Below are 24,217 nucleotides of genomic sequence, written 5' to 3'. Positions count from 1 at the left end.
ATGTCTTCAGAGCAAACTAACAATGATCCCTGGTCAAATACTGCTCCTGCGCAAGATGATCCTTGGTCGCAAGGTACAGAGGCCGCGCCAAGTAATGATTGGCTCAACTCAGAAACTGTAGAGCAAGCACCATTCGATATTATGAACCCATTCCAAGATGCGGTTTTACCCCTCGATAGCTGGGTAGAGTCCGGTTTGAACTGGCTGGTGGAACATGGTCGACCTGTTTTCCAAGCAATACGAGTTCCAATCGACTTTATTCTAACGTCGTTTGAAACTGCTTTGGTGTCTACACCTGCGCCTATAATGGTACTCATTTTATTTTTGCTAGCGTGGCAGTTTTCCAATGTAAAACTTGGTTTTTCTACTCTTGTATCCCTTGTTTTCATTGGCCTAATTGGTGCGTGGTCACAAGCGATGACAACGCTAGCACTGGTGTTAACCGCCGTTTTCTTCTGTTTGCTTATAGGGCTACCAATGGGGATATGGTTGGCAAGGAGCCAAACCGCTGCCAAATTTGTTAGGCCAATATTAGATGCAATGCAAACGACTCCCGCGTTCGTTTACCTTGTACCAATTGTTATGTTGTTTGGTATTGGTAACGTTCCTGGCGTAGTAGTAACGATCATTTTCGCCCTGCCTCCCGTTGTGCGCCTGACTATTTTGGGTATTCAGCAAGTACCTGAAGAGCTTATCGAAGCTGGCCACTCTTTCGGGGCAAACAAAAAACAGATGCTTTATCGCATCCAGTTACCGTTGGCGTTACCAACCATCATGGCAGGTGTAAACCAAACCTTAATGCTGTCACTTTCTATGGTAGTGATTGCTTCAATGATTGCTGTTGGCGGCTTAGGCCAAATGGTACTTCGTGGTATTGGCCGACTTGATATGGGTCTTGCTGCCGTTGGTGGCTTAGGCATCGTTATTCTTGCGATTTTGTTAGACCGTATCACCCAGGTTTTAGGGGTTAATGCGGGCAACACTAAACTTCGCTGGTATCACACAGGTCCTGTTTCATACCTATTAAAACTGAAAACAAAGACGAACCAAGACGATCTAAAACTTAGGAGAAACATCAATGAATAATTCATGGAAGAAAGCGCTCTCTGTTGGAGCTCTAAGTACTATCGCTTTTTCAACTTATGGTGTGGCAAGTGAACTACCGGGTGAAGGTGTCACTGTTCAGCCTGTTCAATCAACCGTTGCAGAAGAAACATTTCAAACGTTGATCGTAAACCGCGCACTTGAAGAGCTTGGTTACGATGTTAAACCGACCAAAGAAGTGGACTACAACGTAGGCTACACCTCTATTGCTAAAGGTGATGCTACTTTCTTAGCGGTTGGTTGGTTCCCTCTTCACGCCGATAAGTACACGATGTCGGGCGGTGATGATAAGTTCTTCCGTAAAGGCCAATACGTAAGTGGTGCTGCGCAAGGTTATTTGATCGATAAGAAAACCGCGGAAAAATATAACATCACTAACATTGGTCAGTTAAAAGATCCAAAATTGGCGAAGCTATTCGATGCAAACGGCGATGGCAAAGCGGACTTAACTGGTTGTAACCCAGGTTGGGGGTGTGAAATGGTTGTTGAGCATCAGTTGGATGCTTTCAAACTTCGTGACACAGTAACACACAACCAAGGTAACTACGCGGCGATTATCGCTGATACGATCTCACGTTACAAAAAAGGCGATCCGATTCTTTACTACACTTGGACACCGTACTGGGTAAGTGGCGTTTTAGTTCCAGGGAAAGATGTTGTGTGGTTAGAAGTGCCATTCTCTTCACTTCCTGGTGAGCGTAAGGACATTGATACGACACTAGAGAACGGTAAGAACTACGGCTTCGAGATGAACTCTATGCGCATCGTTGCCAATAAAGAGTTTACGGAAAAAAACCCTGCTGCTGCGAAGCTATTTGAAATCATCAAACTAAATATCAATGATGTTAGTGCTCAGAATATGATGATGAGCCAAGGTAAGAACAGCTCAGCGGACATCGAGTCTCATGTAAATGGTTGGATCAAAGCGAACCAGAAAAAGTTCGACGCATGGGTCGAAGAAGCGAAGAAAGCCGCAATGTAATCATGCCTTTATCAACCTCTAGAGCCAGTTGGTGTTATCAACTGGCTCTTTTTTTACACAAACGCCCCTCCCCCTTACATAGACATACCAACACTTACACTACTCGACCATAAACCCACATTATAATTCACGTTTATTTCACGCTTGCTTTGCTAAAAACAACACAACATAACAATTAAACTATTCGAATAAATATGAAAAACTTATCAAAGAGCTCTGTGTGGGGGCCTTTGCAGCCAATTGCTGCCTTTTCTTTGTTTTCGCTTCTATTTCTGTCTATCTCAAGAGTTTTGCTAGCTTTTTGGCAGATTGACCGTATTGACTCTCTAAACGACTTAATTTACATCCTAGGTCAAGGTTTGCGCGTAGATATTGCAACGCTTTGCTGGTTATTTATTCTTCCAGTACTGTTTTCAACCTTCATGCCATTAACCGGTAAGATGGGAGAGTGTTGGAAGCGAATATTACGCATATGGATGGTTTTAGGGCTTTGGGTGCTTGTATACATGGAGCTAGCAACAGCGCCATTCATTCAGGAATACGACCTACGTCCAAACCGCCTGTTTGTGGAATACTTAATCTACCCAAAAGAAGTCTTGAGTATGCTCTGGACTGGCTACAAATTAGAACTGTTTATTGGTGCGTTAGGTACAGTTTTAACCATCACTTTAGGTTGGAAGTGGAGTAAGAAACTGACCGATAAGGCGCAGCAGGTCAACTGGAAATGGCGACCACTATTGGCACTTTTCGTTGTTCTTTTTGGGGTTGCAGGTGCTCGCTCATCTTTAGGGCACCGCCCGCTAAATCCTGCTATGGTCGCCTTTTCTAACGATCCACTGCTTAACGACTTAGCACTGAACTCATCTTACTCATTGTTGTTTGCGGTTAATAGCATGAAGTCAGAAAAGAATGCTGAGCAGTTCTACGGAAAAATGGACACTCAAAAGATGTTGGAATTAGTTCGCACTTCATCAACAAAGTCCGACTTCACCCCTTCATTACTCCCAACCATGAACAGTAACCCCGCGACTTACCAGGGTAAACATAAAAACTTAGTGATTTTGCTACAAGAAAGCTTAGGCGCCCAATTTGTCGGTGCTTTGGGTGGTTTGCCTCTAACACCAAACCTTGATGAACTCATGAAGGAAGGTTGGCAGTTCACACAAATGTACGCCACTGGTACTCGTTCTGTTCGTGGAATTGAAGCCGTAACCACGGGCTTTCCTCCATCTCCGTCTCGCGCGGTAGTGAAGCTGAGTAAAAGCCAAACGGGTTTCTTTACCATCGCGGACTTACTGAAAGCTCAAGGCTATCACACGCAATTTATTTACGGCGGTGAAGCCAACTTTGACAACATGAAAACTTTCTTCTTTGGTAACGGTTTTGATCAAATAGTAGAAGAAGACGATTATAACAACCCAAGCTTTGTTGGCTCTTGGGGTGTTAGTGATGAAGATCTATATAACAAAGCAAACGAAGAGTTTGAACGCCTTTCAAAAAGCGACAAACCTTTTTTTAGCTTAGTTTTTACGTCAAGTAATCATAGCCCTTATGAGTATCCAAAAGGCAAAATTGAGCCATACGATTCAGAATATATGACGCGTAACAACGCCGTTAAATATTCCGATTACGCTTTGGGCACTTTCTTTGAAAAGGCGAAAAAGTCATCTTATTGGGATGATACCATTTTCATTGTAATTGCAGATCATGATGCACGTGTTTCTGGCGCTAACCTTGTTCCAGTTAAGCACTTTCACATTCCAGCATTGATCCTTGGTAAAGGCATTCAACCACGTAAAGATGACCGCATAGCAAACAACATAGACATGCCGCCTACACTGTTATCTCTGATTGGGGTAGATGCTAAAACACCGATGATTGGTCGTGATTTAACGAAGCCACTGGCTCGCGAAGATGAACGCGCAATGATGCAATACGACAAAAACTTTGGTTATTTAACGCGCGACAATCTCGTTGTGCTTTCCCCTGGTGAAAAGATATCGACCCTGGCGTACGACTTTAAAGACCAAACCATGAAGCCGCTAGAGGTGGACGAGTCTATTATCGAGCGTGCAAAAGCAAACGCATTATTTGCATCTAAAGCGTATCAAAACAACTGGTATTCTTCCAAACACACTCATTAATACCAATGATTCCGCTGATAAAAAGGAGCTAAACGGCTCCTTTTTCTTATTCTGTCACTTACCTTCGAGAATGTTCTACTGACAACTCCTGTCGTTCCTTTCCGTTAGATTGCCCCTACTATTTCTAATTGATTAAGGAACAAACCATGCTGACTATCAATTCATTCGTTCTCTACGTTGAGGACATCCACATAAGCCAAGTTTTTTATTCGAAACTGTTCGAACGCAAAGTCACGCAGTTGTCTCCAACCTTCGCCGCTATTCCACTGACCGAAGGCTTAACGTTGACACTCAAGCAAAGAGATAATCTTTCACCCTACAGCGGAATTAGAGGTGGTGGCACCGAGTTGTCTTTATCGGTGCCCAATAGTCATATGCTAGAGCGCATTTACAAGCGCTGGAAAGACCTAGGTGTTGAGTTTGTTCAACCACCAGCGACATCAGTGTATGGGTTAAATTTTATGGCTATCGATCCAGATAAGCATCGCATTCGTGTTTTCATAAATGAATAAAAATGCGTTAAAAATGCTTTTTACCCATTCCCAATGTGACTTCAATAAATTAGACTCAAGGAAACATCAAAAGCGGCGTAGTAATAAGAAGGAATGCCCATGAGCTCAAGTATGATCCTTAGCGAATCCCTAATCGAGAGCGGAAGAGATATCCCCCTCAAAGAACTGCTTTATGCAAAGCGCGTGCTGGATAACTACATGGCAGTAGCCAAAGAAAGTAGCCCGCTTGAGCTATTAACTGAGATGAAATCGGCAGCAAAGCAAGTAGAATACTTTACAACGACGAGTAACCCGTGTGAGGCTCGTAATGTCATCAGTCAGATGATTGATAAAATCGACACCGCGGAATCTTTTGCTTCGTTCAAAGCATTAGCAGGTAAGCCATCTCAAGCACTCAATGAACTAATTGAAGATCGAGCTCAGCTGATTAAACACGAACGAGAGCTCCTGCTCGCCTCAGGCTATGACGCCTCACGAATCTAATATACGCGACAGGCTAAAAGTCATAGCTAACAACGAAAAAGGAGCTCTTAAAGAGCTCCTTTTGCTTTTCAAAACCGGATACAAAAGACTTAAAGGCCGATATCTTCCGTTATTGCTTTGATTTGTTTGAGGTCCATTTTATAGACTTCAATCATTTGATCGACCTGACTTAGTCGTGAATTAGCTTCATCATGTTTATCACACGCGTCCGACTTCACGTCCCAAGATTTGCCTTCTAAAAATACGTCACACTCTTTCTTGAGTTTCTCAATCTTAGGTAATAATTTCGACCGTTCTTTCTCGAGAGACTCTAATTCTTGCGAAATTTTTAGCTCTTTCTGGAATACTTCGCGGGACCGCTCAAACATAGTCGCTTGCATATCCGCTTGACGACTCAACTTCTCATTTTCTGACTTCGTCGTGTTGATCTTATCTGCCTGCTGCTTCAATTGAGACTCTAGTGACAAGTTGACCTTCTCGACCTCAGTCAACTGCTTTTGCAACTTCTTAAGTGCTTTCTGATGAGCTTCATCTTTCGCGGCGAGTAACTCACTAACTTGGTTTTGTATTTCTTGGTCGATCGCCTCTTCACGCACTTTTACTTGAGATGCCAACTGGGTTTTATCTTGCGTTAGTGCTTGATACTTTTCTTCTAATACGTGGTAAGTCGATTCCCACTTGTTCGCAGTGACAACCGATCCAACAAGGCCACCAAATGCCAAACCTAACACCGCAGCGATTGCGATATAGATATGCGTACGTTTGTCACGCTCTTCAATGACAACTACGTCGTCTTGCTCTTCCATTTTGTTCTGAGAACTCACCGTATACTACTCCAAGGACTCTTTTACTTTGCTAGCGGATCAATTCCGCAAACATAATTGATGCTGTATAAATCAGAAATGCGCCAATTAATGTTATAACGGTCGCTTTTTGGACTTTTTCATTGGTTCGATAACGAAACAACACAAATGCTACTGCAATCAACACCGCAATGGCTAATAATCTGGTCATACCGCCTCCTTGTCCACTCATGAAAAACTGCCTAGGTCCGTAGACTGTTTCACAAAGGTTCATTGTAACCCATTTATACGTACCATAAGGTCAACTTAGCGTAGATTTTAAAATAAGTGCTCCGATTTTAATCAATTTTGTGTCCTTAATTGAATAACTTATGTCGTAACAATCGAAACACATTTATCGTTCTGAAGTGTTTTTGGGTTCCATTCCCTAACCCAATAAATTTTATTTATGCCGTGACTCGCACAAAAAGATTGGCAAACATACCTTCATGAAAATTGATGAGGTTATTTCATTAAGAATAAATTGACATAGGGTGTTGAAATGGACCAAAAACATGATAAAGTTCACACGTTAATGATGACCAGCATCATTAACTAACCTTTACTCATTTAATTGAGTAATTGTTCCGATGAAGACTGCAGGAGAGTGGTTATTAATCAAATTTTAACATTTGATTAGCATAACTCGCCGAAGAATTAACTATTTCAGGTGCTACCTAGGTAGCGGGGACTGTAGTTGGAGGAACCTCTGGAGAGAACCGTTAAATCGGTCGCCGAAGGAGCAAGTCTTGCACTCACGCAAGGTGAAACTCTCAGGCAAAAGGACAGAGGAGTGGAAAGTTACAACCTAACTATTTTGCTTGGCCTTCCCGCCTACAACCAATAGCTTAGTTCTTTTAGAGATCGTTGATCTCGTCCTTTCCCTCTTCTCCTTATTAGTTGTTTTATTAAGGGGAAATCATGAACAACCTACAATCTTTACTACAAACCATCGATAATTTTGTCTGGGGTCCACCGCTGCTTATTTTGCTAGTGGGTACAGGTGTTTACTTCACTTTTAGCCTTGGCTTGATCCAGTTTAAACACCTCCCAACAGCGCTAGCGATGGTATTCAGTAAAGATAAGTCATCTAATACTCAAGGTGACGTTTCTAGCTTTGCAGCTCTTTGTACTGCACTCTCAGCAACAATTGGTACTGGTAACATTGTTGGTGTTGCCACAGCAATCAAACTCGGTGGACCAGGCGCTCTATTCTGGATGTGGCTCGCTGCCCTTTTCGGAATGGCGACTAAATACGCCGAATGTTTGTTGGCGGTTAAGTATCGAAGAGTCGATGATAAAGGCCAAATGATTGGTGGCCCAATGTATTACTTGCAATACGGTGTTGGCTCAAAAGCTCTCGCGATCATGTTTGCAGTGTTTGCTTTGGGTGTTGCTTGTTTTGGTATCGGTACGTTTCCACAAGTAAACGCGATTCTGGATGCAAGTGAGATATCTCTTGGTGTTAACCGTGAGCTATCTGCCTTTGTACTAACTCTTTTGGTTGCTTTCGTAACTTTGGGTGGCATCAAATCCATTGCTAACGTTGCAGGAAAAGTGGTTCCTACCATGGCTGTATTTTATGTGTTGGCGTGTTTAAGCGTGATCATCATGAATGCAGACCAATTGTTCAATGCCGTTGAATTAGTGCTGGTTTCAGCCTTTACATCAACAGCAGCGACTGGTGGTTTTCTAGGTGCAAGCATCATGTTGGCAATCCAATCAGGTATCGCTCGCGGTGTGTTCTCAAATGAATCAGGTTTGGGTAGCGCGCCTATGGCAGCAGCAGCAGCGAAGACAGACTCTTGTGTTAAACAAGGCCTAATTTCAATGACGGGTACCTTTTTCGATACCATCATTATTTGTACCATGACAGGCCTTGCTCTAATCCTGACCGGTGCATGGCAAAGTGACCTTGCAGGTGCCGCGATGACGACTCATGCTTTTGCGGTGGGTTTAAATGCAGATACATTTGGCCCTATGCTCGTCTCAATCGGTTTGATGTTCTTCGCTTTTACCACCATTCTTGGTTGGAACTACTACGGTGAGCGTTGCGTTGTGTTCCTGTTCGGAACTAAAGCTGTGCTTCCATACAAACTGATTTTCGTCGGCTTGGTGGCATCTGGTGCATTCCTTCACCTCGATATGATTTGGCTACTGGCTGATATCGTAAACGGTCTGATGGCAATTCCTAACTTAATTGGTTTGATCGCACTGCGTCACGTCGTACTGGCAGAAACCAAACTGTTCTTTAGCTCAACATCGCAATCAGGTGAAGTTGAAGCAGTGAAAGCTTAGTGAAACGGCAGGTTTGCGGTCACAAACTGTCAGTCACAGAGAGCAAAGCACATTAGAAATGGTAAAAACATAAAGCCCGCTATTATTTAGCGGGCTTTATTTATCTTCGGTTAAATGGTTAATCTCTCAACCATTGATGCTCAACGTTTTCTCCACGTTCTTCAAAAAACTTCGCATTTTTTTGCTTGAATTGATCCGCTTTCAACTCTGATAGCGGCCAGTCTAAAAATGCTTCTGTTACAAACGAGTCGCCGACACCAACCTCAATCGATTCCAGATGTTTCCCGATGTAGCGATAAAAGTAGCCTTGCCCAAACGCATCGCACACCATAGGTACATGCCTGACACGTTGATGATTGACAGAGACCGAAGCCCAAGTCGTCGTTTTAGGTTCACAGGTTTGCTCTTTTACAACGTCGACCTCAAATTTATTGTCCATAGTTGTCGAAACAAAAACGACAATAGCGTCATGCAAATACACACGCCTGAGCAATAACTGTTTAGTGTCTTGAGTTCGCGTTTGTTGTATTCCATTAGCAAAAGGCTCGAAGTAGCCCCAGTGCCAAGACCAGATCATGCCGCGTTGCGCAAACTGTACTTGTGGCCACGTATGCCAAGCGACAGCGGCACCTATCCCCACAATAAATACAGCGAGTAGTATCAACAATCGATAAATATTACGCATTAAACGGGTTTTTCAATTAATAACTTCACACCAAGTGCGACTAATACTGCGCCCGTCGCGCCTTCCATCCACTTCATAAAGCTTGCATTCTTTAGTAGATTTTTAGCCGAGTTAAGCGCGCCAGCTAAACCACACTGCCAAACCATCGCAATAGCAAAGTGTACAGATGCCATCATCATTGATTGAAGCAAGGGTGAACCTTCTGGATTCACAAACTGTGGCAAGAAAGCCAAATAGAAGACCGCCGTTTTCGGGTTCAAGACGTTAGAAAGAAAGCCCTCTCTAAAAGAGCGCTTACCATTAAACACTTCGTGAATCTGCTCGGTCACGGTCAATCCATCTTTCGACGACATTAGCGCTTTTAAACTGCTCAAACCAAGCCAGATAAGATAAGCTGCGCCAATCATTTTTACGATTTGGAACAACTCTGCTGATTGCGCAAGAATCGCCGAGATACCAACCGCAGAAAAAAAAGCATGTACGAATAAGCCAAAGCAAATCCCTAGACTGGTTGTACATCCATCTTTTAGGCCCGATCGGCTAGTGTTACGGATAACAAGTGCAGTATCTAAACCTGGCGTTAACGTTAAAATCGTAATGGCAATAATAAATGCCTCGAAATTCAAAATATCCATATTATCGTGATAATTAATTGTCAATCCTTCATCAATACCGCCAATCCACAAGATTCGCAAGCTTCTTTTTTAAGAGAGCTATACAACTGGGTGAGTTTATGGACAATGGGTTGGAGTTAATTGTTAATTATTAGTAAATTAACGCAGGTTGCTTAGTGCAACACCATATGAAGGACCCGTTATCGGGTGTTTAGGGAAAGAACAAAAGAATAAGAGTAGTCACATGAACGCATTTACAAAACTCGTTGAACATTCCAAAAAAGTGGCAAATTTTGAGCATCTATCAGCCATCATAGATTGGGATCAAGCGGCGGTCATGCCACCTGGTGGCGCTGAAGCACGCTCGAATGCCACGGCAGAGCTCGATGTACATATCCATTCTTTAATGACTCAACCGCACTTGGGAGAGCTTTTCGCTCAGGCAGAAGAAGAGACGCTGTCTACAAAAGAAAAATCTATCCTAAGAGAAATGAAGCGTGGGTGGCAGCAAGCTAACTTACTACCAGAATCATTAGTTCAAGCTCAATCTCTTGCTGGCTCCAAATGTGAACATGCATGGCGTACGCAACGTGGAGAAAATGACTGGGCTGGTTTTGAAAAGAACTGGGCTGAAGTCGTAAAGCTATCGCAGGAAGAAGCGCAAATTAGAGCCGAAGCAAATGGCACGACTCCTTATGATGCCATGCTCGATGTTTATGAACCTGGCACAACGTCTGCGTCGTTAGACATTCTTTTTGCTGACGTGAAAACCTGGCTTCCTACTTTGATCGATGAAGCGCTTGAAAAACAACAATCAGACAACATCTTATTGCCAACTGCACACTACCCTGCGGAAAAGCAAAAAGCGCTCGGTTTGGAAGTCATGAAGCTACTTCAATTCGATTTTGAACACGGTCGACTTGATGAGAGTACCCACCCATTTTGTGGCGGTGTACCGACAGATGTGCGTATTACGACACGTTATAATGAAAACGAGTTTGTCCAATCATTGATGGGAATTGTCCACGAAACTGGCCATGCTCGATACGAGCAAGGGCTACCAAAAGATTTATCAGGAACACCCGCGGGAGAAGCTCGCTCTATGGGTATTCATGAATCACAATCACTCTTCTTTGAAATGCAAATAGGACGAAGCAGCGCGTTTATCGATCACCTCGCTCGACTGGCTTCTAACCATTTTTCTGGTAGTGAATTCGAAAAAGACAATTTAGCCAAAATTTACACTCGCGTAGAAAAAGGCTTTATTCGCGTAGATGCTGACGAACTAACATATCCTGCTCACGTTATTCTTCGATATGAAATTGAGCGAGATCTCATGAACGGCGTCATCAAACATACAGATGTACCAGAACTCTGGAACGAAAAGATGAAAGCGTACTTGGGGCTATCAACCGAAGGAAACTTCAAAAATGGCTGTATGCAAGATATCCATTGGACAGACGGAAGTTTTGGCTATTTCCCGTCCTACACGCTCGGTGCGATGTACGCTGCACAATTTATGGCAGCAATGAAACAAACCGTCGATGTAGATGCGGTTATTCGTTCTGGCGACTTAGCTCCGATATTCAATTGGCTCTCGGAAAACATCTGGAGTAAAGGTAGCTTATTCACCACTGATGAGTTGGTAAAACAAGCCACGGGTGAAACACTGAATGCTAAACACTTTCAAGCTCACCTAAAAGATCGCTACTTATAAAGCGAAACGAATAGAAAGTAAAAGCCCAAGGTTCGTATGTTCCTTGGGCTTTTTTAGTCTCTACATGCTATGCCAAGCTAGGGATGAGCCTAGGCTTGTACAAACAGTCCTCACCCTCTGGTCTAGTTTTAAACCGACGATGAAGCCACATATACTGGCTCGGACTTGCCATGATTGATGTTTCAACTATTTGATTCACGAATGCGGCGGCGCGTTGATGATCCTCTTTCGGGAAACCTTCGACGGGCGCACTAATGGTTAGGGTATAGTGTCCGTCTTTTCCTCTTACCATCGTAAAAGGCACAATGGCGCAATCTGTAGAATCAACCAACAAACTTGTACCTGTCGTAGTACAAGCATTTTTAACGGCAAATAACGGTGCAAATGTCGAGCGTCGGTTACCATAATCGTGGTCCGGTGCATACCAAACCCGCTCACCCGTTTTAAGTGCTTCAAGCATGGCTTTGACGTTTTTACGATCAATCAGTGTACGATTAGAGCGAGAGCGTCCCTTATACTGAAAATAATCAAAGCACGGATTATTGTTTGGGCGATAAACACCAGTTCCAGACTTTTTAATGCCAAAAGCTCGAGCACCTAACTCTAGATTCATTGAGTGTACGGCCAACATTAATGCACCTTTGCCTGACTTCTCTAAAGCCTCTAGATGCTCCATGCCTTTTATCGTGACGTGTTTGTTTACCCGTTTATCTGACCAAAACCATGCCATTGCGGTCTCAAAAAGTGCGATGCCAGTATTGTCGATGTTGTCTTTTAGAATTGCTTCGCGTTGGCATTTTTCCATATGAGGGAAGCAAAGCTCAAGATTGCGTCTGATCGTAACTTGACGTTTTCTCATGAATCGCATAGCTAAACGACCAATGTTGCGTCCCAAAGCTAGTTGAACTTTAAAAGGAAGGAGGCTAAGTAAGTACATCACGCTAATGATAATTAACGTTCCCCAGTAACGAGGCAAAAGAAATTCGGCCTTGAAAGCAGGCTTTTTGTATTTGTTCATGTAAGTATTGTCAGATGTGCCCATATATAAGTGATAAAAACAATGATAATGGACTGCACTTTTATCATTGATAACGCTAATAACATAAATTAAAGCGCGCGGATTCTATGGTTCTTCGACACACTACACAATAAGAACTTTGCAGAAATATGTAGGGAATGAAAAAGCAGTAAAGATGAGTCGCCACGTTAACATCTATCGGAGTGATTTATCTACTGCCCTTTCCTAAAGTTTGAAGAAACATAACTTTGTATTTTCAATGCGCTAAATAATGTCTATTTTTCAATCACATAATGCGACCGTTATGAATACAACAATAAGACGTCATATCAATACTCGCCATTAGCGATTGAATTTGCACTAAAAAGCCGCAGCAATTTCTCGCTGCGGCTTCTTATTCACTTAACAAGTAGAGTGGCGTTATTCGTGCCCTACTGTTTTGGATAATAAATTTACGATCAACACACCAGCGATGATAAACCCAATACCAACTAGGGCTGGTAAGTCTAGACGCTGTCCGTAAACAAAGTAACCAACCGTCGCAACCAAAACGATCCCAGCACCACTCCATATGGCATAAACAACCCCAACAGGCATTGTTTGCACTGTGACGGAAAGCAAGAAGAAAGCGATGCCGTAACCAATCAAAACGACTGTGCTCGGCATTACTTTCGTAAATTGCTCTGTTTTGGGAATATAAGAAGTGGCAATCACTTCACATACAATCGCGATCGACAGCGCCAACATTGGTGGCATAGAGACAAGCATTTTGAACATAAGGCATTAACGCTCAACAGAAATGTAACCGACAACATGTCCGGATAATTAGGCCGCGCATTATACCCAACTCATCTCACGATGGAATACCACTAACGATGTTTACACACCATCACTTTCGCTTACTTTTTGATGACCAGGTGAAAGGCTGACGTTTTGGTGCTGACGAGAAATTTCAAAGTAGATATGCATATCAATCGGCTCAGGTGTATTGAGTAGCATCTTACCTACTTCACGTTGGAAATGACCATAATTACCTAGCTCATCCGTTAGTTCTAGGAGCTCGTAAGAGGCTTCATCGGCAAACATTCCATACGCATACTGATAATGACTGATATCCTTGCTCTTATCATAACCCAGCTTTTGAAGAGCTTGATCAATCTCTTCCGGCGTATAAATGTCTTTATCACCAAACGAATGCAGTAGCACGCAAGGAGCTTCTTGAGCGATGCCCTGAATCTTTGTCTTTCTCTTGAAAATACCGAACATAATGCCCTCCACTGACGATGTTTCCAAATATGCACATTAATGCAAAATGGTGAGCTGATTGTTTTTAGTATGGCTCATTAATTTGAGACTTCCTTACTACGAAGTCACCTTCACATATTAACGTGATCGCATAATTACCAGCAAATAGTACACACTGCGTTTCAAACCTATCTCATCAGAAACTCTGCTTTAGTCACAATTGTGTGACAACCCCGAGTACGGTTTACCATAATGTAAAGAGTAGATTGAAAAGTCGGATTTCGTATCGACATCTAAACTTAATTAAGTTAGCTTTAGAAGTATAGACGTCTAGATTGACTATACTTAGGGAGAGAAAGTCGTGCCAATTAGAATTCCAGATCAATTACCAGCTACCGATGTATTAAGGACAGAAAACATCTTCGTGATGAGTGAAACGCGTGCAGCGAGTCAGGAAATACGTCCTTTAAGAGTGCTGATCCTTAATCTGATGCCAAAAAAAATAGAGACTGAAACTCAGTTTCTGCGTCTACTCTCAAACAGCCCACTACAGGTTAACGTCGAATTACTGCGCATTGATAACCGCCCGAGTAAAAATACGCCAACTGAACATTTAGACACGTTTTATCGCCAATTTGAAATGGTGCGAGATAAAAACTTCGATGGCATGATCATTACTGGGGCTCCATTAGGTTTGGTGCAATTTGAAGATGTCATTTATTGGGATCATCTCAAAACCATCATGGAGTGGGCAAAAGATCATGTGACATCCACTCTTTATGTTTGCTGGGCTGCGCAAGCAGGGTTAAAGCTACTCTACGATCTACCTAAAAAAACGCGTAAAGAAAAACTTTCAGGCGTGTATCATCATCAAATCCATCATCAGTTTCACCCTATCTTACGCGGATTTGATGACACGTTTTTGGCTCCTCACTCGCGTTACGCAGATTTTTCGCCTCACTTTCTAGAAGAGCATACTGACTTAGACATTTTAGCGACATCGGATGTCGCAGGTGTGTACTTGGCCACCACAAAAGACAAACGCAATGTCTTTGTCACAGGACACCCTGAGTATGATTCTCACACCTTACATAATGAATATATCCGAGATTTAAGCGAAGGTATGGAGCCCGCTATTCCTGTCAACTATTACCCAAACAACAACCCAGATAACCCACCAATTGCAAGCTGGAGAAGCCATGGACACCTCCTCTTTTTAAACTGGCTGAACTACTGTGTTTATCAGCAAACACCGTACGATCTCGATCACTTCAGTGAAGATGCTTTCACTAAAGACGATTAGCTTCAAAATAAGCAAACAAAGCACTCATCATTACCGAAATGTAATATGTGAACCAAGCCGCCATATGGCGGCTTTTTCATAACAGTTTGCAAACCTGATCGCATAGTGTTTTTTCCTCAATAGGTTTTTGCTAAGTAATTCATATCATGCAGAAAGATTCAGGGATGTAGGGATAAAGAATGAAAACAGCAAAGCTCGGTGCACTAATATTATTGTCTCAGTTTGCACTCGTGGGTTGCGTGACGGTGAAAGAAGATGGAAGCCCTGTCGTTAAAGCCGATCCTGTGGCAATGGCAGAATCACGTATCGCACTTGGCTTAGGTTATTTAGACGGCGGTAACATGATTCGCGCGCATGATAACTTACAACAAGCCTTAAACCACGCACCTCAATACTATCGCGCGCAATTATCTATGGCTCACTACTACGAAACGGTTGGTGAAGATATTAAAGCCGAACAGATGTATAAACGCTCTCTACGCCAACACACTAAAAACGGAAATGTGCTCAATAACTACGGTACTTTTCTTTGCAAGCGAGGTGACTTCGAAAAAGCCGATCAGATGTTTAATCGAGCCATTGAGCAGCCTTATTACTACCTTATTCCAGCAAGCTATGAGAATGCAGCTTTTTGTGCGCTAAAATCACAAGATAAAGACAAAGCGAGATACTACTTTACTAGAGCTATCGATCATGACCCTCATAGACCAAAATCGATTTTGCAACTCGCTAAAATAGAAATTGATAGCGGTGATTATACTGAAGCTAGAATTCGATTAATGAGATTCAATCAAATGTATGGCGTGAAGAAGCCCTCTTTGCAACTCATGATTCAACTTGAACGTGCAGCAGGCAATGAAGCTCTCGAGAAAAAGTATCAAAAACAATTGGAAAAATTTTCTTAGTACAAAATAGCGATACATAAGGCGCATTAGCTCACAGCCAATACAGCGCTTGACCAAGAATCCAGTGAATTCAGACTCACGGTGATACATTCATCCTGTACATAAACGTCAAATTCGGTACTATTTGAACGGAATAAGTGACCAAGTCACATTATAAAAAGTGCGCACACAACGAAATTTGTACATCATACTGTTTTTAAGATTGATTTCGGCACATTGATAAATACTAAATATTACTGACATGCACCAGAAGGAAGTTGAAGCCGGATGAAACCTGCCTGCACTCTGTTATTACTCACTTTGCTGAGTTCACCTTTTGTTGTCAGTGCACAAGAAAATATTGAGAAAACATTCACATTTGGCATTGTGTCCAATAAAGCCCAAAGCAAAATCAAAAAAGCGACGCCCCTTACTCAGTATGTAACTGAAAATATGACTGAATATGGTTACGCAAAAGGGGTGGTAAAGGTATTTAAAAATTATCGTCAGCTCGCGGTTGCGCTTGAAAATGGCACCGTTCAAATTGCAACGGCGACCCCCTTTAATGCGATGACCTTAGAAAAGGAGTCTAATAGCCAAGTTCTTGCTATACGATGGAAAAAAGGCCTGCAAAAATATCATACGGTGTTCTTTACTAATAAAGAGAGTGGCATTGAGTCACTTTCTGACCTGCGCGGAAAAACGCTTGTTTTCGAAAAGCGCACGTCTACCAGCAGCTATTACCTACCTGCGATTACATTGCTGAATCACGGAGAAAAACTGCAATACCTTCCCTCTCCTGATGACAAACCGGCCAAAGACAGTATTGGTTATTTATTCCTTGATGAGCAACTCGCTCAGTCAAATGAAATCAACCTATCTGTATGGGTATATAAACAGAGAGTTGCAGCAGGAGCATTCAGTAACTTCAACTGGAACAATCCCAAAGATTTGCCAGAAAACATGAAAGACAAACTAGCGATTTTTTCTCGTTCTGTTGAAATACCCAGGGATTTAATTCTCGCTTCTCCAAGCATGAGCCTAGAGCAACAGCGTAAAATCACGTCCATACTGCTTGATATGGATACAACTCACGAAGGCTCTCTCGCACTTAAAAAGTTTCAGAACACCAAAAAATTCAGCGCGCTTACTCCAGAAATGCGAGCCTCCTTAAGTACAGTGCGCAAGTCAGTTCACTTATTACCGAAGGTGGATTGATGTTTCAAAAGCTCTCACTCGAAACCAAATACATTTGCTCGACAATGTTCGTTGTCTTGTTTGTTGTGGTGATAAATCTTGCGTTATACATGCACGGTTACGATGCGTATTCAAATAGCTTAACTCAACAAATCACGAACAACTCTCAAGAAAAAACAGAATCTTACGTTAAGCAAAAAGGGTTGGTTTATGCAGAGCTATTATCAAAACAGCTTTTTGATCCACTCTATACAGACAATATCAGTCAAGCGTATGAGCAAATTAAGGCAACATTGAGCCAGCCAGATGTCTCGAAAATACATGTTGTTGACAATGAAGGGCTAATCTTTCACGACGGCACTACTCAGCTAAGGATGTTTGCCCAACCTCATTACCGCTCTCCTTTTATTTTGAAAGCAATAGAAGAATCTAGAACTCTCGTTTCCTTTTCCAAGCATCAGTTGGAGATCGCAGCGCCGATTCAGCAATCAAACATTACTCTTGGGGCGGTGTATCTTGAGCTTAACTTGATACACCTACTGGAAGAGAAAGAACAGAACATTGAACAAGTCCAAGCGATTACCTCAAACGATAAACAGAAGATGTTTAACTTGCTGCTAACGATCAGTGGGATATCCGTTCTATTCGGTAGCATCATCGCTTATGCTTTGGGGCGGTCGTTAACTAAGCCACTCAAGCAACTAAAAGATCAATTTTCAGAGTCAAATACCCAAGCGCTGCCAGTCACCGACATACAAAGCAAAGATGAAGTGGGAGAACTTATTTCAGCGTACAACAAAATGTCAAACAAAGTGAACCGATACACCAGCCGAGTTGAGTTCATGGCATACCACGATATTCTGACTTCCCTGCCAAACCGAGAAAAGTTACTCATTGATATTCAAACGCAAATAACTGACCACAAATCCCCCTCACTCGCGGTTGTGTTTATTGACTTGGATGACTTTAAGCACATTAACGATAACTATGGACATAACATTGGGGATAAATTGCTAGGCCATCTTGCCTCAGAGCTTCAAGGCCGTTTGCCGAGTTATTTTAAGCCGCTTTACCGCCTTTCTACCATCGTAAGTCGAGTAGGTGCGGATGAATTTGTACTGGCCTTTCCGTGCTCGGACAATCATGAAGCTAGAGAAAAAGCGAACGATATTCATCGCCAACTACTCTCTCCCTTTAGTTTGGAAGAGAACGATATTCAAATTACGGCAAGCCTCGGAATTGCCGTGTATCCAGAATTTGGTTCAAACGCTGAGTCTCTTTTACAGCTTTCCTCTCTTGCGGCGCAGGAATCTAAAAGACGCGGTAAAGACATTATGACGATATACGATTCCACGTTTGATGAAACGATTAAACAACGTTTATACATAGAACGAGAACTGCGTCGTTCAGTACGTGACTTGTCTCAATTCGAGCTGTGGTATCAACCACAATTTGATCTAAAAACCTATCGCCTAATTGGGGTCGAAGCATTGGTTAGGTGGAATCATCCCGAGAAAGGTTATATCAGTCCAGAATCGTTTATCCCGATCGCAGAACAAAGTGATTTAATATTGGAGCTTGGAGAACATATCATTGAGACGGCAGTTGCTCAGCGGGCAATGTGGGCAGAACATTTCGGTACTGATTTTCACATCGCACTAAACTTGTCCCCAAGACAAATCTATCGCCAAGATTTAAGTCAATTATTTTCTAAGTATTTACGACGACATGATGTCGCCCCTCAAACCATTCATGTTGAAGTGACAGAGTCACTTTTTATTGATGATACAGAGAAAGCTCAATATGTGCTTAAAAAACTACAAAGTATCGGAGTGGAAGTTTGGCTAGATGACTTTGGTACGGGGTATTCAGCCCTTGCCTACCTACAACATATGGCTTTTGACGGGCTCAAGATTGATCGTTCATTTATCGCTCAAATCCGAAAAAGCGATCAAGACGATTCATTAGTTCGCGCGATTGTATCCATGGCTCACAACCTAAGAATGAAAGTAGTAGCCGAAGGCGTAGAAACTCAAACTCAACTCACACGAATGGAGTCTCTCCACTGTGACATCGTACAAGGTTTTTTCTTAGGTAGACCTGTACCTGCCGAGGAATTGATTGCATTTGAATACCAACGAGGGAGTGGCGCTCAAAACGTCAATCACTTTGCTTAGAACGCCGTTTTGTTAACTATTGCCGCTTAGCGCGTTAGTACTCGTAATGCAATATCGGTCACACTTCCCCCACCTCATTAATATGAATTTTCTCTTAAAATCTAACATCTGAGATAAATAAACTACACTTTTCATATCAACTTCTTGGATATGGAAATGCGCGTGGTAGGAATCTTTTCTTGGAACAACCTGTCGGTAAAACAAAAGCTATTTGGGTTGGTTTTGCTGCCAATTTTATTGTTGCTTGTCCTCGCGGGTAAACATGTACAAAGCCTTTCTATCCAGGCTCAGGAACTACAAAAAGCACAGTTATTCTCTGTCTACATAGACCGCGTATCTTCGCTTTATCACCTACCGAATAACCCTGATGTAATAGATAAGCAACTAAAAACTCAGCAGATATCTCAATTGTTACGCGACACCGCTGCACCAGTATTCGGTGAAAACGCTGAGATACTAAACCAGTTGACAAGCTTTGAGGAAGCAACCCTCTCGATGCTCTCTTCGCAAAATCAAGAAGAAAAGTTAGATGCGGCAGAGTGGCGCGCTGATACGTTCAAAGAAATCCTCATGAGCTTAGACAAAGTCTATTTTAGAAATGTGAGTTATGAAACAAACACTCACCTTTCTTCTTTGATGCAACTTGAATGGTTGATGTTTTGGTCCACTGAAGAGCATAGATTAAGCGAATATTTGATTCGATCTTCAGAGGAAAATAACGAGTACGACCTCACAACACAGGCTTCTATCCAATCTTTAATCCAGAACCAACAACTATTTCTAGAGCGTTTTGTGACGCTAAATGCCAATCAACAACAAGTAGATCTGCTCATTGAGACGTTTACGGGTGAAGTCTTTATCAAAAGCCAAGAGTTTCGTGCTTATTTATTGCAACCAGCTCAACTCAAATCATTAACCCCGGATGAGATTGATGCGGGGTTATCTGCACTCAACAAACGCTTATCGTTATTACAAAGTGTTGACGACAAAATGGAACAACAGCTGAGTGATGATATATCAAAGACAATCAACACGACGACACAGCACCGCTTTACCTTTATCGCAATGATGAGCCTTTTAACGCTGTTGGTCGTAAGTTTAACGCTAAGATTGGTGCGAAAAGTTACTGGAAACTTGAATCTAGTCCTCAAATTTCTCAGTAACGAAAGCAATGAACAAAGTAACACTGAAAATTCACCTCTTGCTCAACTAATAAAGGGTAAAGACGAGCTGAGTAAGTTTGCTCGAGAGGTAAAAAAGCTTAGTGATGAGCGGATGTTGTCCAGACTAAAGCTCACACAAGCTAAAGAAGATGCAGAACAAGCAAAAGATGATGCAATTAAGGCGAGTAAAGCCAAAAGTAGCTTTTTGGCCAACATGTCCCACGAGATCCGCACGCCGCTAAATGGCGTTATTGGTATCTCTGAAGTCTTATCCGATACTTCCCTGACTGCCACACAACGCGATTACGTCGACACGATTGAAACCTCCTCCCAACTGCTTTTGAGTTTAATTAATGACGTTCTAGACTTCTCAAAAATTGAATCTGGGATGTTGCTCATTAGCCCACATTCAACTTGTGTTCGAGAGTCTATCTATGACATTGCTTCTATCATTTCACCGAAAGCAAAGGAAAAAGGCATCGATGTGCAAGTCAACATTAGCCGTAACACGCCTTACCACGTAATGTTGGATGACCATCGTATACGCCAAGTTGTCATGAACTTCATGTCTAACGCGGTAAAATTTACCGAACAAGGCAGTGTTGAGCTATCGGTCATCACCCGCGAAATAAAAAATGGTGAAGCGGTCATCGAGTTTTCCGTTAAAGATTCTGGGATTGGTATTGATGCCCAGCAGCAAAAGAAAATATTTGCTCCATTTGCCCAAGAGGATAACTCTACTACCCGACAATTTGGGGGAACTGGACTTGGGCTTGCCATTAGCACGCAATTAGTTGAGCTAATGGGTGGAGAAATTCAACTTGAATCCGAGAAAGGTAAAGGCAGTCGCTTCTTCTTTGAACTAACTGCTCCTGTTGTGACGCAAGAGTTTAACGCTTATCACGCTCTGAATCACAACGATATATGGATTGTATGCAGCAGTACTCAACTAGAACAAAAACTGCGTAACGAGTTAAGTTTTTTCAACATCAATATAACGCAGTCAGTAGATACCTTAAGTGCGTTGCCAACGTGGATTGATAACGAGCGCGTTATCGTTATTCATGTAGAAGCATCACCAAATGCAGCGGCGATGCATATCGATGAGATAGAAAGCCTTTGTAAACGAAACATTCGTGTCTGCCTTATCAAGCACCTTCATAGCCCACAATTCGACTTTAGAAACAGTATCAGCGCCTTGGTCACTCAGCCACTACTAGGGCAGCGCTTAATTAAAGCACTTGAAAGTTGTGCGGCAAATTTCTCGCACGCACAACAAGAGAGCACTTCAGCGCAACATGTTAAATCTCTGCCGAAAATTTTGGTCGTTGATGACAATACGGTCAATCAAAAAATCGCGGGGCTACACGTCACAAAAGCTGGCTTCGACTTTGATGTCGCTGTAAACGGACAAGAAGCGGTTGAGAAATTTCAACAGAATCAATACAGCCTAATTTTAATGGACTGCATGATGCCCGTAATGGATGGATTTGAAGCCACCCAAATAATTCGTCAAATAGAAGTAAAAGAAAAACGCGCTTTCAGAATTCCGATTATTGCTCTAACGGCAAGTGTGGTCGATGACGATATACAAAAATGCTTTGACGTTGGAATGGATGACTATGTGCCCAAACCGTTTAAAGCAGGGTTGCTTAAAGAGAAGTTAGATAAGGCAATTGGGTTACGTGTTTCCAACACGACGCCTGCTGAACCACACCAAGAGAACACCACCCCCGATAAAACTCATGAACTACCTGCAAGTTCTGAGCAACCAGAAGCAACGGTAACGCCTATTCGCTCCGAACGTATCTTGCTTGTCGAAGACAATAGAGTGAACCAGAAAGTGGCTTCTCTATTGCTATCTAAAGCAGGCTATCAATTCGAAGTCGCTGAAAACGGACAAATTGCAGTCGAGATGTTCCAAAAAGATGGAAAGTTTGATGTTATTTTGATGGATTGCATGATGCCCATAATGGATGGGTTTGAAGCTTCTAGGCAAATTAGAGCTTATGAAGCGAGTAAAGGATTAGCTAAGACGCCCATTATCGCATTAACAGCAAGCGTCGTAGATGATGACATTCAACGCTGCTTTGATTCAGGAATGGATGCCTACGTACCAAAGCCTGTGCGCAAAGAAAAACTGTTGTATCAAATTGAACAAGCAATGTAGGTGGATTCTATGAGTAGAAATCATTCTCGCGTTGCTTTTCCTTTGCGTTACATAAAACGCTATCTGTTTATTCTGATTGTCCTTCTTTCATTAAATTGCCAAGCTCTCGCTGCAGAGAGCTACGCCGTTTTCTCATTTAATGACGAATTCTCTCCGCTCACTGTCAATAAAGCGCGAAAGTTGTACAGAGGGAAGACGCAACTTTTACAAGGCCAGCGAATTGAACTCTCTGACTGGCCTGCGACATCAACAGAAAGAGCTGAGTTCTATCGTTATCTTCTCAACAAAAATTTAGCGCAAATGAACGCGCATTGGGCAAGCTTGTCTTTTTCAGGTAAAGCTAGACCGCCAAAAGTGATTGCACGCTCCAGCATTGATGACCTCATAGCATGGATGCAAGAGAAGCCGAATAGAATTGGTTATGCCCCAACATCGAGCGTCCCTAGTAATGCTCATGTTTTATGTGTGGTTAGCTCGGAGAATTGATATGAAAAAATATTTAACCATGTTATCGCTGAGTATCGCGACCTTTCCGAGCTCAGCCACGATTGAACTAACAGAACAACTTTCTTTAAGTGGTTTTGGCTCTACTTCGTGGGCAAAATCCGATAACCCAACTACGTTACTAGTTAACCGCTTTATTGGCGATGAATCTTGTTTCGATTGCGATACCACTTTCGGCATGCAGCTCGATTATTTTCACAAGGCATTTCGGGCATCCGCACAAGTCGTAAAGCGCCCGCAAGACCATTGGAGCTCGCCTCAGCTCGAGTGGGCGTATTTGGCTTATACCTATCAAAACATAGAAATACGAGGAGGACGCTTAAGACTGCCACTGTTTTTGATGTCTGAGTACAACTATGTCGGCCACGCTTTTACCCAAGCCCGCCCACCGAATGAGGTATATGACAGCATTCTAGGTATCACGGCTTATAACGGCCTATCTGCACGCTGGATTCATGACCTCAATGAGCAAGTCGTACTTACCGCCATGCCGTTTGTCGGGTTTAAAGACAATAGTGACGTAACCATCAATGAACGTACTGAATTGGAAATTGAGTCAAACAACACTGCAGGGATGAACTTAACGCTAAGCGGAGAGAGTTATCGTTGGAATTTTTCCTACCTCCACGGCGATTATGATCAAACAACGACGCTCTCTAACATTGAGCAGTCCACTCCCGGTGGCGGAACCACAATCATTGACCGTCTAGTTGAAACAGAAAAAAACAACACGATCGATCTGTTCTCTCTAGGGTTAAGATACGAGCTCGATAACATTGTGATTATGGCAGAAGGACAGACCAGCAATCTTTCCTCATCTTGGTACGCGACAACAAGTTATAATGTAAACAAGCTGACTCCTTATATTGTTTACGGTCAGCAGTTTAATAGTCGGGATAAAAAAAGTGGAGACAGTTTCTTACTCGGGTTGAGATATGACCTAGATTACAACGTTTCCCTGAATGCAGAATGGCAAAGGTTCAACGCCTACAATAATAGCTCTGGCGCGTTTTCATCAGCCCCAAAGGATGACAGTGCGAGCCTTTATACGCTAATGCTCAACTTCGTTTTTTAATGTTTCTTACAGTACCAATTTCCACAACACTGGGGGCTGTTGTATTAAGAAGGCTTTTTGCAACACGTAACTAAACGCTAAACGACTGGAAGGGATAGAA

The 24,217-nt window shown here is 42.5% G+C and carries 21 protein-coding genes and 1 riboswitch; of the genes, 14 read left to right on the top strand and 7 right to left on the bottom strand.

Annotated features, from left to right (window positions below):
* From proW to R7E42_RS00860, 5 genes are all read left to right on the top strand, one after another.
* Positions 1 to 1,086, top strand: a complete 1,086-nt coding sequence (gene proW, locus R7E42_RS00880) for a glycine betaine/L-proline ABC transporter permease ProW (RefSeq protein WP_005377778.1) — start codon at positions 1 to 3, stop codon at positions 1,084 to 1,086.
* Complete coding sequence (gene proX / locus R7E42_RS00875; protein WP_054865582.1) at positions 1,079 to 2,086, top strand: glycine betaine/L-proline ABC transporter substrate-binding protein ProX; 1,008 nt, start codon at positions 1,079 to 1,081, stop codon at positions 2,084 to 2,086. The genes proW and proX overlap by 8 nt, the downstream gene beginning before the upstream one ends.
* Positions 2,087 to 2,280: 194 nt before the next feature.
* A complete protein-coding gene (locus tag R7E42_RS00870; protein WP_318072262.1) occupies positions 2,281 to 4,230 on the top strand; it encodes an LTA synthase family protein in 1,950 nt (649 codons plus the stop codon).
* 146 nt (positions 4,231 to 4,376) lie between these two features.
* Positions 4,377 to 4,742: a VOC family protein gene (locus tag R7E42_RS00865; RefSeq protein WP_005377781.1), complete on the top strand. Its 366-nt coding sequence runs from the start codon at positions 4,377 to 4,379 to the stop codon at positions 4,740 to 4,742.
* A gap of 99 nt (positions 4,743 to 4,841) precedes the next feature.
* The gene (locus R7E42_RS00860; RefSeq protein ID WP_005377782.1) at positions 4,842 to 5,225 is read left to right on the top strand and encodes a hypothetical protein; all 384 of its coding nucleotides are present in this window, start codon (positions 4,842 to 4,844) and stop codon (positions 5,223 to 5,225) included.
* Positions 5,226 to 5,314: 89 nt separating this feature from the next.
* Here R7E42_RS00860 and R7E42_RS00855 read toward each other — a convergent pair whose 3' ends face one another.
* Positions 5,315 to 6,049 (bottom strand): chromosome partitioning protein ParA, encoded by a 735-nt coding sequence (locus R7E42_RS00855; protein WP_025998562.1) that lies wholly within the window; start codon positions 6,047 to 6,049, stop codon positions 5,315 to 5,317.
* Positions 6,050 to 6,080: 31 nt separating this feature from the next.
* Entirely contained in the window at positions 6,081 to 6,239 is a 159-nt protein-coding gene (locus tag R7E42_RS00850) for a hypothetical protein (RefSeq protein WP_005377784.1), read from the bottom strand.
* A gap of 527 nt (positions 6,240 to 6,766) precedes the next feature.
* Positions 6,767 to 6,866: riboswitch (glycine riboswitch) on the top strand.
* A 122-nt stretch (positions 6,867 to 6,988) separates the two neighbouring features.
* Here R7E42_RS00850 and R7E42_RS00845 point away from each other — a divergent pair.
* On the top strand, positions 6,989 to 8,365 hold the full coding sequence (locus R7E42_RS00845; protein ID WP_005377785.1) for an alanine/glycine:cation symporter family protein: 1,377 nt from the start codon (positions 6,989 to 6,991) through the stop codon (positions 8,363 to 8,365).
* Positions 8,366 to 8,483: 118 nt separating this feature from the next.
* On the opposite strand, the gene R7E42_RS00840 is transcribed toward R7E42_RS00845, so the two are convergent.
* Both R7E42_RS00840 and R7E42_RS00835 read right to left on the bottom strand, forming a co-directional pair.
* The gene (locus R7E42_RS00840) at positions 8,484 to 9,050 is read right to left on the bottom strand and encodes a hypothetical protein (protein WP_005385713.1); all 567 of its coding nucleotides are present in this window, start codon (positions 9,048 to 9,050) and stop codon (positions 8,484 to 8,486) included.
* Positions 9,050 to 9,685, bottom strand: coding sequence for a LysE family translocator (locus R7E42_RS00835; protein ID WP_017820932.1), 636 nt, complete (start codon positions 9,683 to 9,685; stop codon positions 9,050 to 9,052). Before R7E42_RS00835 ends, R7E42_RS00840 begins: the two co-directional genes overlap by 1 nt.
* Positions 9,686 to 9,908: 223 nt before the next feature.
* On the opposite strand from R7E42_RS00835, the gene R7E42_RS00830 reads away from it, so the two are divergent.
* On the top strand, positions 9,909 to 11,381 hold the full coding sequence (locus tag R7E42_RS00830) for a carboxypeptidase M32 (protein WP_005377788.1): 1,473 nt from the start codon (positions 9,909 to 9,911) through the stop codon (positions 11,379 to 11,381).
* 67 nt (positions 11,382 to 11,448) lie between these two features.
* Here R7E42_RS00830 and R7E42_RS00825 read toward each other — a convergent pair whose 3' ends face one another.
* The 3 genes from R7E42_RS00825 to R7E42_RS00815 form a co-directional block, all read right to left on the bottom strand.
* The gene (locus R7E42_RS00825; RefSeq protein ID WP_137281935.1) at positions 11,449 to 12,399 is read right to left on the bottom strand and encodes an LpxL/LpxP family Kdo(2)-lipid IV(A) lauroyl/palmitoleoyl acyltransferase; all 951 of its coding nucleotides are present in this window, start codon (positions 12,397 to 12,399) and stop codon (positions 11,449 to 11,451) included.
* Positions 12,400 to 12,819: 420 nt separating this feature from the next.
* Positions 12,820 to 13,155, bottom strand: coding sequence for a DMT family transporter (locus R7E42_RS00820; protein ID WP_069593657.1), 336 nt, complete (start codon positions 13,153 to 13,155; stop codon positions 12,820 to 12,822).
* Positions 13,156 to 13,278: 123 nt separating this feature from the next.
* Positions 13,279 to 13,665 carry a hypothetical protein gene (locus R7E42_RS00815; RefSeq protein WP_318072260.1) on the bottom strand — a complete coding sequence of 129 codons (387 nt, stop codon included), beginning with the start codon at positions 13,663 to 13,665 and terminating at the stop codon, positions 13,279 to 13,281.
* Between the two features lie 340 nt (positions 13,666 to 14,005).
* Here R7E42_RS00815 and metA point away from each other — a divergent pair, with 340 nt between their 5' ends.
* The 7 genes from metA (at position 14,006) to R7E42_RS00780 (ending at position 24,117) form a co-directional block, all read left to right on the top strand.
* Entirely contained in the window at positions 14,006 to 14,947 is a 942-nt protein-coding gene (metA, locus tag R7E42_RS00810) for a homoserine O-acetyltransferase MetA (protein WP_005377792.1), read from the top strand.
* Positions 14,948 to 15,126: 179 nt separating this feature from the next.
* Complete coding sequence (pilW, locus tag R7E42_RS00805; RefSeq protein WP_017820928.1) at positions 15,127 to 15,852, top strand: type IV pilus biogenesis/stability protein PilW; 726 nt, start codon at positions 15,127 to 15,129, stop codon at positions 15,850 to 15,852.
* A gap of 267 nt (positions 15,853 to 16,119) precedes the next feature.
* Entirely contained in the window at positions 16,120 to 17,049 is a 930-nt protein-coding gene (locus R7E42_RS00800) for a phosphate/phosphite/phosphonate ABC transporter substrate-binding protein (protein WP_186584303.1), read from the top strand.
* Entirely contained in the window at positions 17,049 to 19,205 is a 2,157-nt protein-coding gene (locus R7E42_RS00795) for a GGDEF domain-containing phosphodiesterase (protein ID WP_186584304.1), read from the top strand. The genes R7E42_RS00800 and R7E42_RS00795 overlap by 1 nt, the downstream gene beginning before the upstream one ends.
* Positions 19,206 to 19,361: 156 nt before the next feature.
* Positions 19,362 to 22,538 (top strand): response regulator, encoded by a 3,177-nt coding sequence (locus tag R7E42_RS00790; protein WP_080276910.1) that lies wholly within the window; start codon positions 19,362 to 19,364, stop codon positions 22,536 to 22,538.
* Between the two features lie 9 nt (positions 22,539 to 22,547).
* The gene (locus R7E42_RS00785) at positions 22,548 to 23,024 is read left to right on the top strand and encodes a hypothetical protein (protein ID WP_025766726.1); all 477 of its coding nucleotides are present in this window, start codon (positions 22,548 to 22,550) and stop codon (positions 23,022 to 23,024) included.
* A gap of 1 nt (position 23,025) precedes the next feature.
* Positions 23,026 to 24,117 (top strand): hypothetical protein, encoded by a 1,092-nt coding sequence (locus R7E42_RS00780; protein ID WP_025766727.1) that lies wholly within the window; start codon positions 23,026 to 23,028, stop codon positions 24,115 to 24,117.
* Positions 24,118 to 24,217: the final 100 nt, after the last annotated feature.

Source organism: Vibrio sp. Vb1337, from assembly GCF_033338715.1.
GTDB classification, from domain to species: Bacteria; Pseudomonadota; Gammaproteobacteria; order Enterobacterales; family Vibrionaceae; genus Vibrio; species Vibrio alginolyticus.
The sequence above is the reverse complement of the archived record's forward strand: the minus strand, read 5'-3'. Positions and strand labels throughout refer to the sequence as shown.

What these genes read in the sequence shown, in the direction of transcription:
- proW (WP_005377778.1), top strand. Translation starts at nt 1, where the DNA reads ATGTCTTCAGAGCAAACTAACAATGATCCCTGGTCAAATACTGCTCCT.
- proX (WP_054865582.1), top strand. Translation starts at nt 1,079, where the DNA reads ATGAATAATTCATGGAAGAAAGCGCTCTCTGTTGGAGCTCTAAGTACT.
- R7E42_RS00870 (WP_318072262.1), top strand. Translation starts at nt 2,281, where the DNA reads ATGAAAAACTTATCAAAGAGCTCTGTGTGGGGGCCTTTGCAGCCAATT.
- R7E42_RS00865 (WP_005377781.1), top strand. Translation starts at nt 4,377, where the DNA reads ATGCTGACTATCAATTCATTCGTTCTCTACGTTGAGGACATCCACATA.
- R7E42_RS00860 (WP_005377782.1), top strand. Translation starts at nt 4,842, where the DNA reads ATGAGCTCAAGTATGATCCTTAGCGAATCCCTAATCGAGAGCGGAAGA.
- R7E42_RS00850 (WP_005377784.1), bottom strand. Translation starts at nt 6,239, where the DNA reads ATGACCAGATTATTAGCCATTGCGGTGTTGATTGCAGTAGCATTTGTG.
- R7E42_RS00845 (WP_005377785.1), top strand. Translation starts at nt 6,989, where the DNA reads ATGAACAACCTACAATCTTTACTACAAACCATCGATAATTTTGTCTGG.
- R7E42_RS00840 (WP_005385713.1), bottom strand. Translation starts at nt 9,050, where the DNA reads ATGCGTAATATTTATCGATTGTTGATACTACTCGCTGTATTTATTGTG.
- R7E42_RS00835 (WP_017820932.1), bottom strand. Translation starts at nt 9,685, where the DNA reads ATGGATATTTTGAATTTCGAGGCATTTATTATTGCCATTACGATTTTA.
- R7E42_RS00830 (WP_005377788.1), top strand. Translation starts at nt 9,909, where the DNA reads ATGAACGCATTTACAAAACTCGTTGAACATTCCAAAAAAGTGGCAAAT.
- R7E42_RS00825 (WP_137281935.1), bottom strand. Translation starts at nt 12,399, where the DNA reads ATGAACAAATACAAAAAGCCTGCTTTCAAGGCCGAATTTCTTTTGCCT.
- R7E42_RS00820 (WP_069593657.1), bottom strand. Translation starts at nt 13,155, where the DNA reads ATGCCACCAATGTTGGCGCTGTCGATCGCGATTGTATGTGAAGTGATT.
- R7E42_RS00815 (WP_318072260.1), bottom strand. Translation starts at nt 13,665, where the DNA reads ATGTTCGGTATTTTCAAGAGAAAGACAAAGATTCAGGGCATCGCTCAA.
- pilW (WP_017820928.1), top strand. Translation starts at nt 15,127, where the DNA reads ATGAAAACAGCAAAGCTCGGTGCACTAATATTATTGTCTCAGTTTGCA.
- R7E42_RS00800 (WP_186584303.1), top strand. Translation starts at nt 16,120, where the DNA reads ATGAAACCTGCCTGCACTCTGTTATTACTCACTTTGCTGAGTTCACCT.
- R7E42_RS00795 (WP_186584304.1), top strand. Translation starts at nt 17,049, where the DNA reads ATGTTTCAAAAGCTCTCACTCGAAACCAAATACATTTGCTCGACAATG.
- R7E42_RS00790 (WP_080276910.1), top strand. Translation starts at nt 19,362, where the DNA reads ATGCGCGTGGTAGGAATCTTTTCTTGGAACAACCTGTCGGTAAAACAA.
- R7E42_RS00785 (WP_025766726.1), top strand. Translation starts at nt 22,548, where the DNA reads ATGAGTAGAAATCATTCTCGCGTTGCTTTTCCTTTGCGTTACATAAAA.
- R7E42_RS00780 (WP_025766727.1), top strand. Translation starts at nt 23,026, where the DNA reads ATGAAAAAATATTTAACCATGTTATCGCTGAGTATCGCGACCTTTCCG.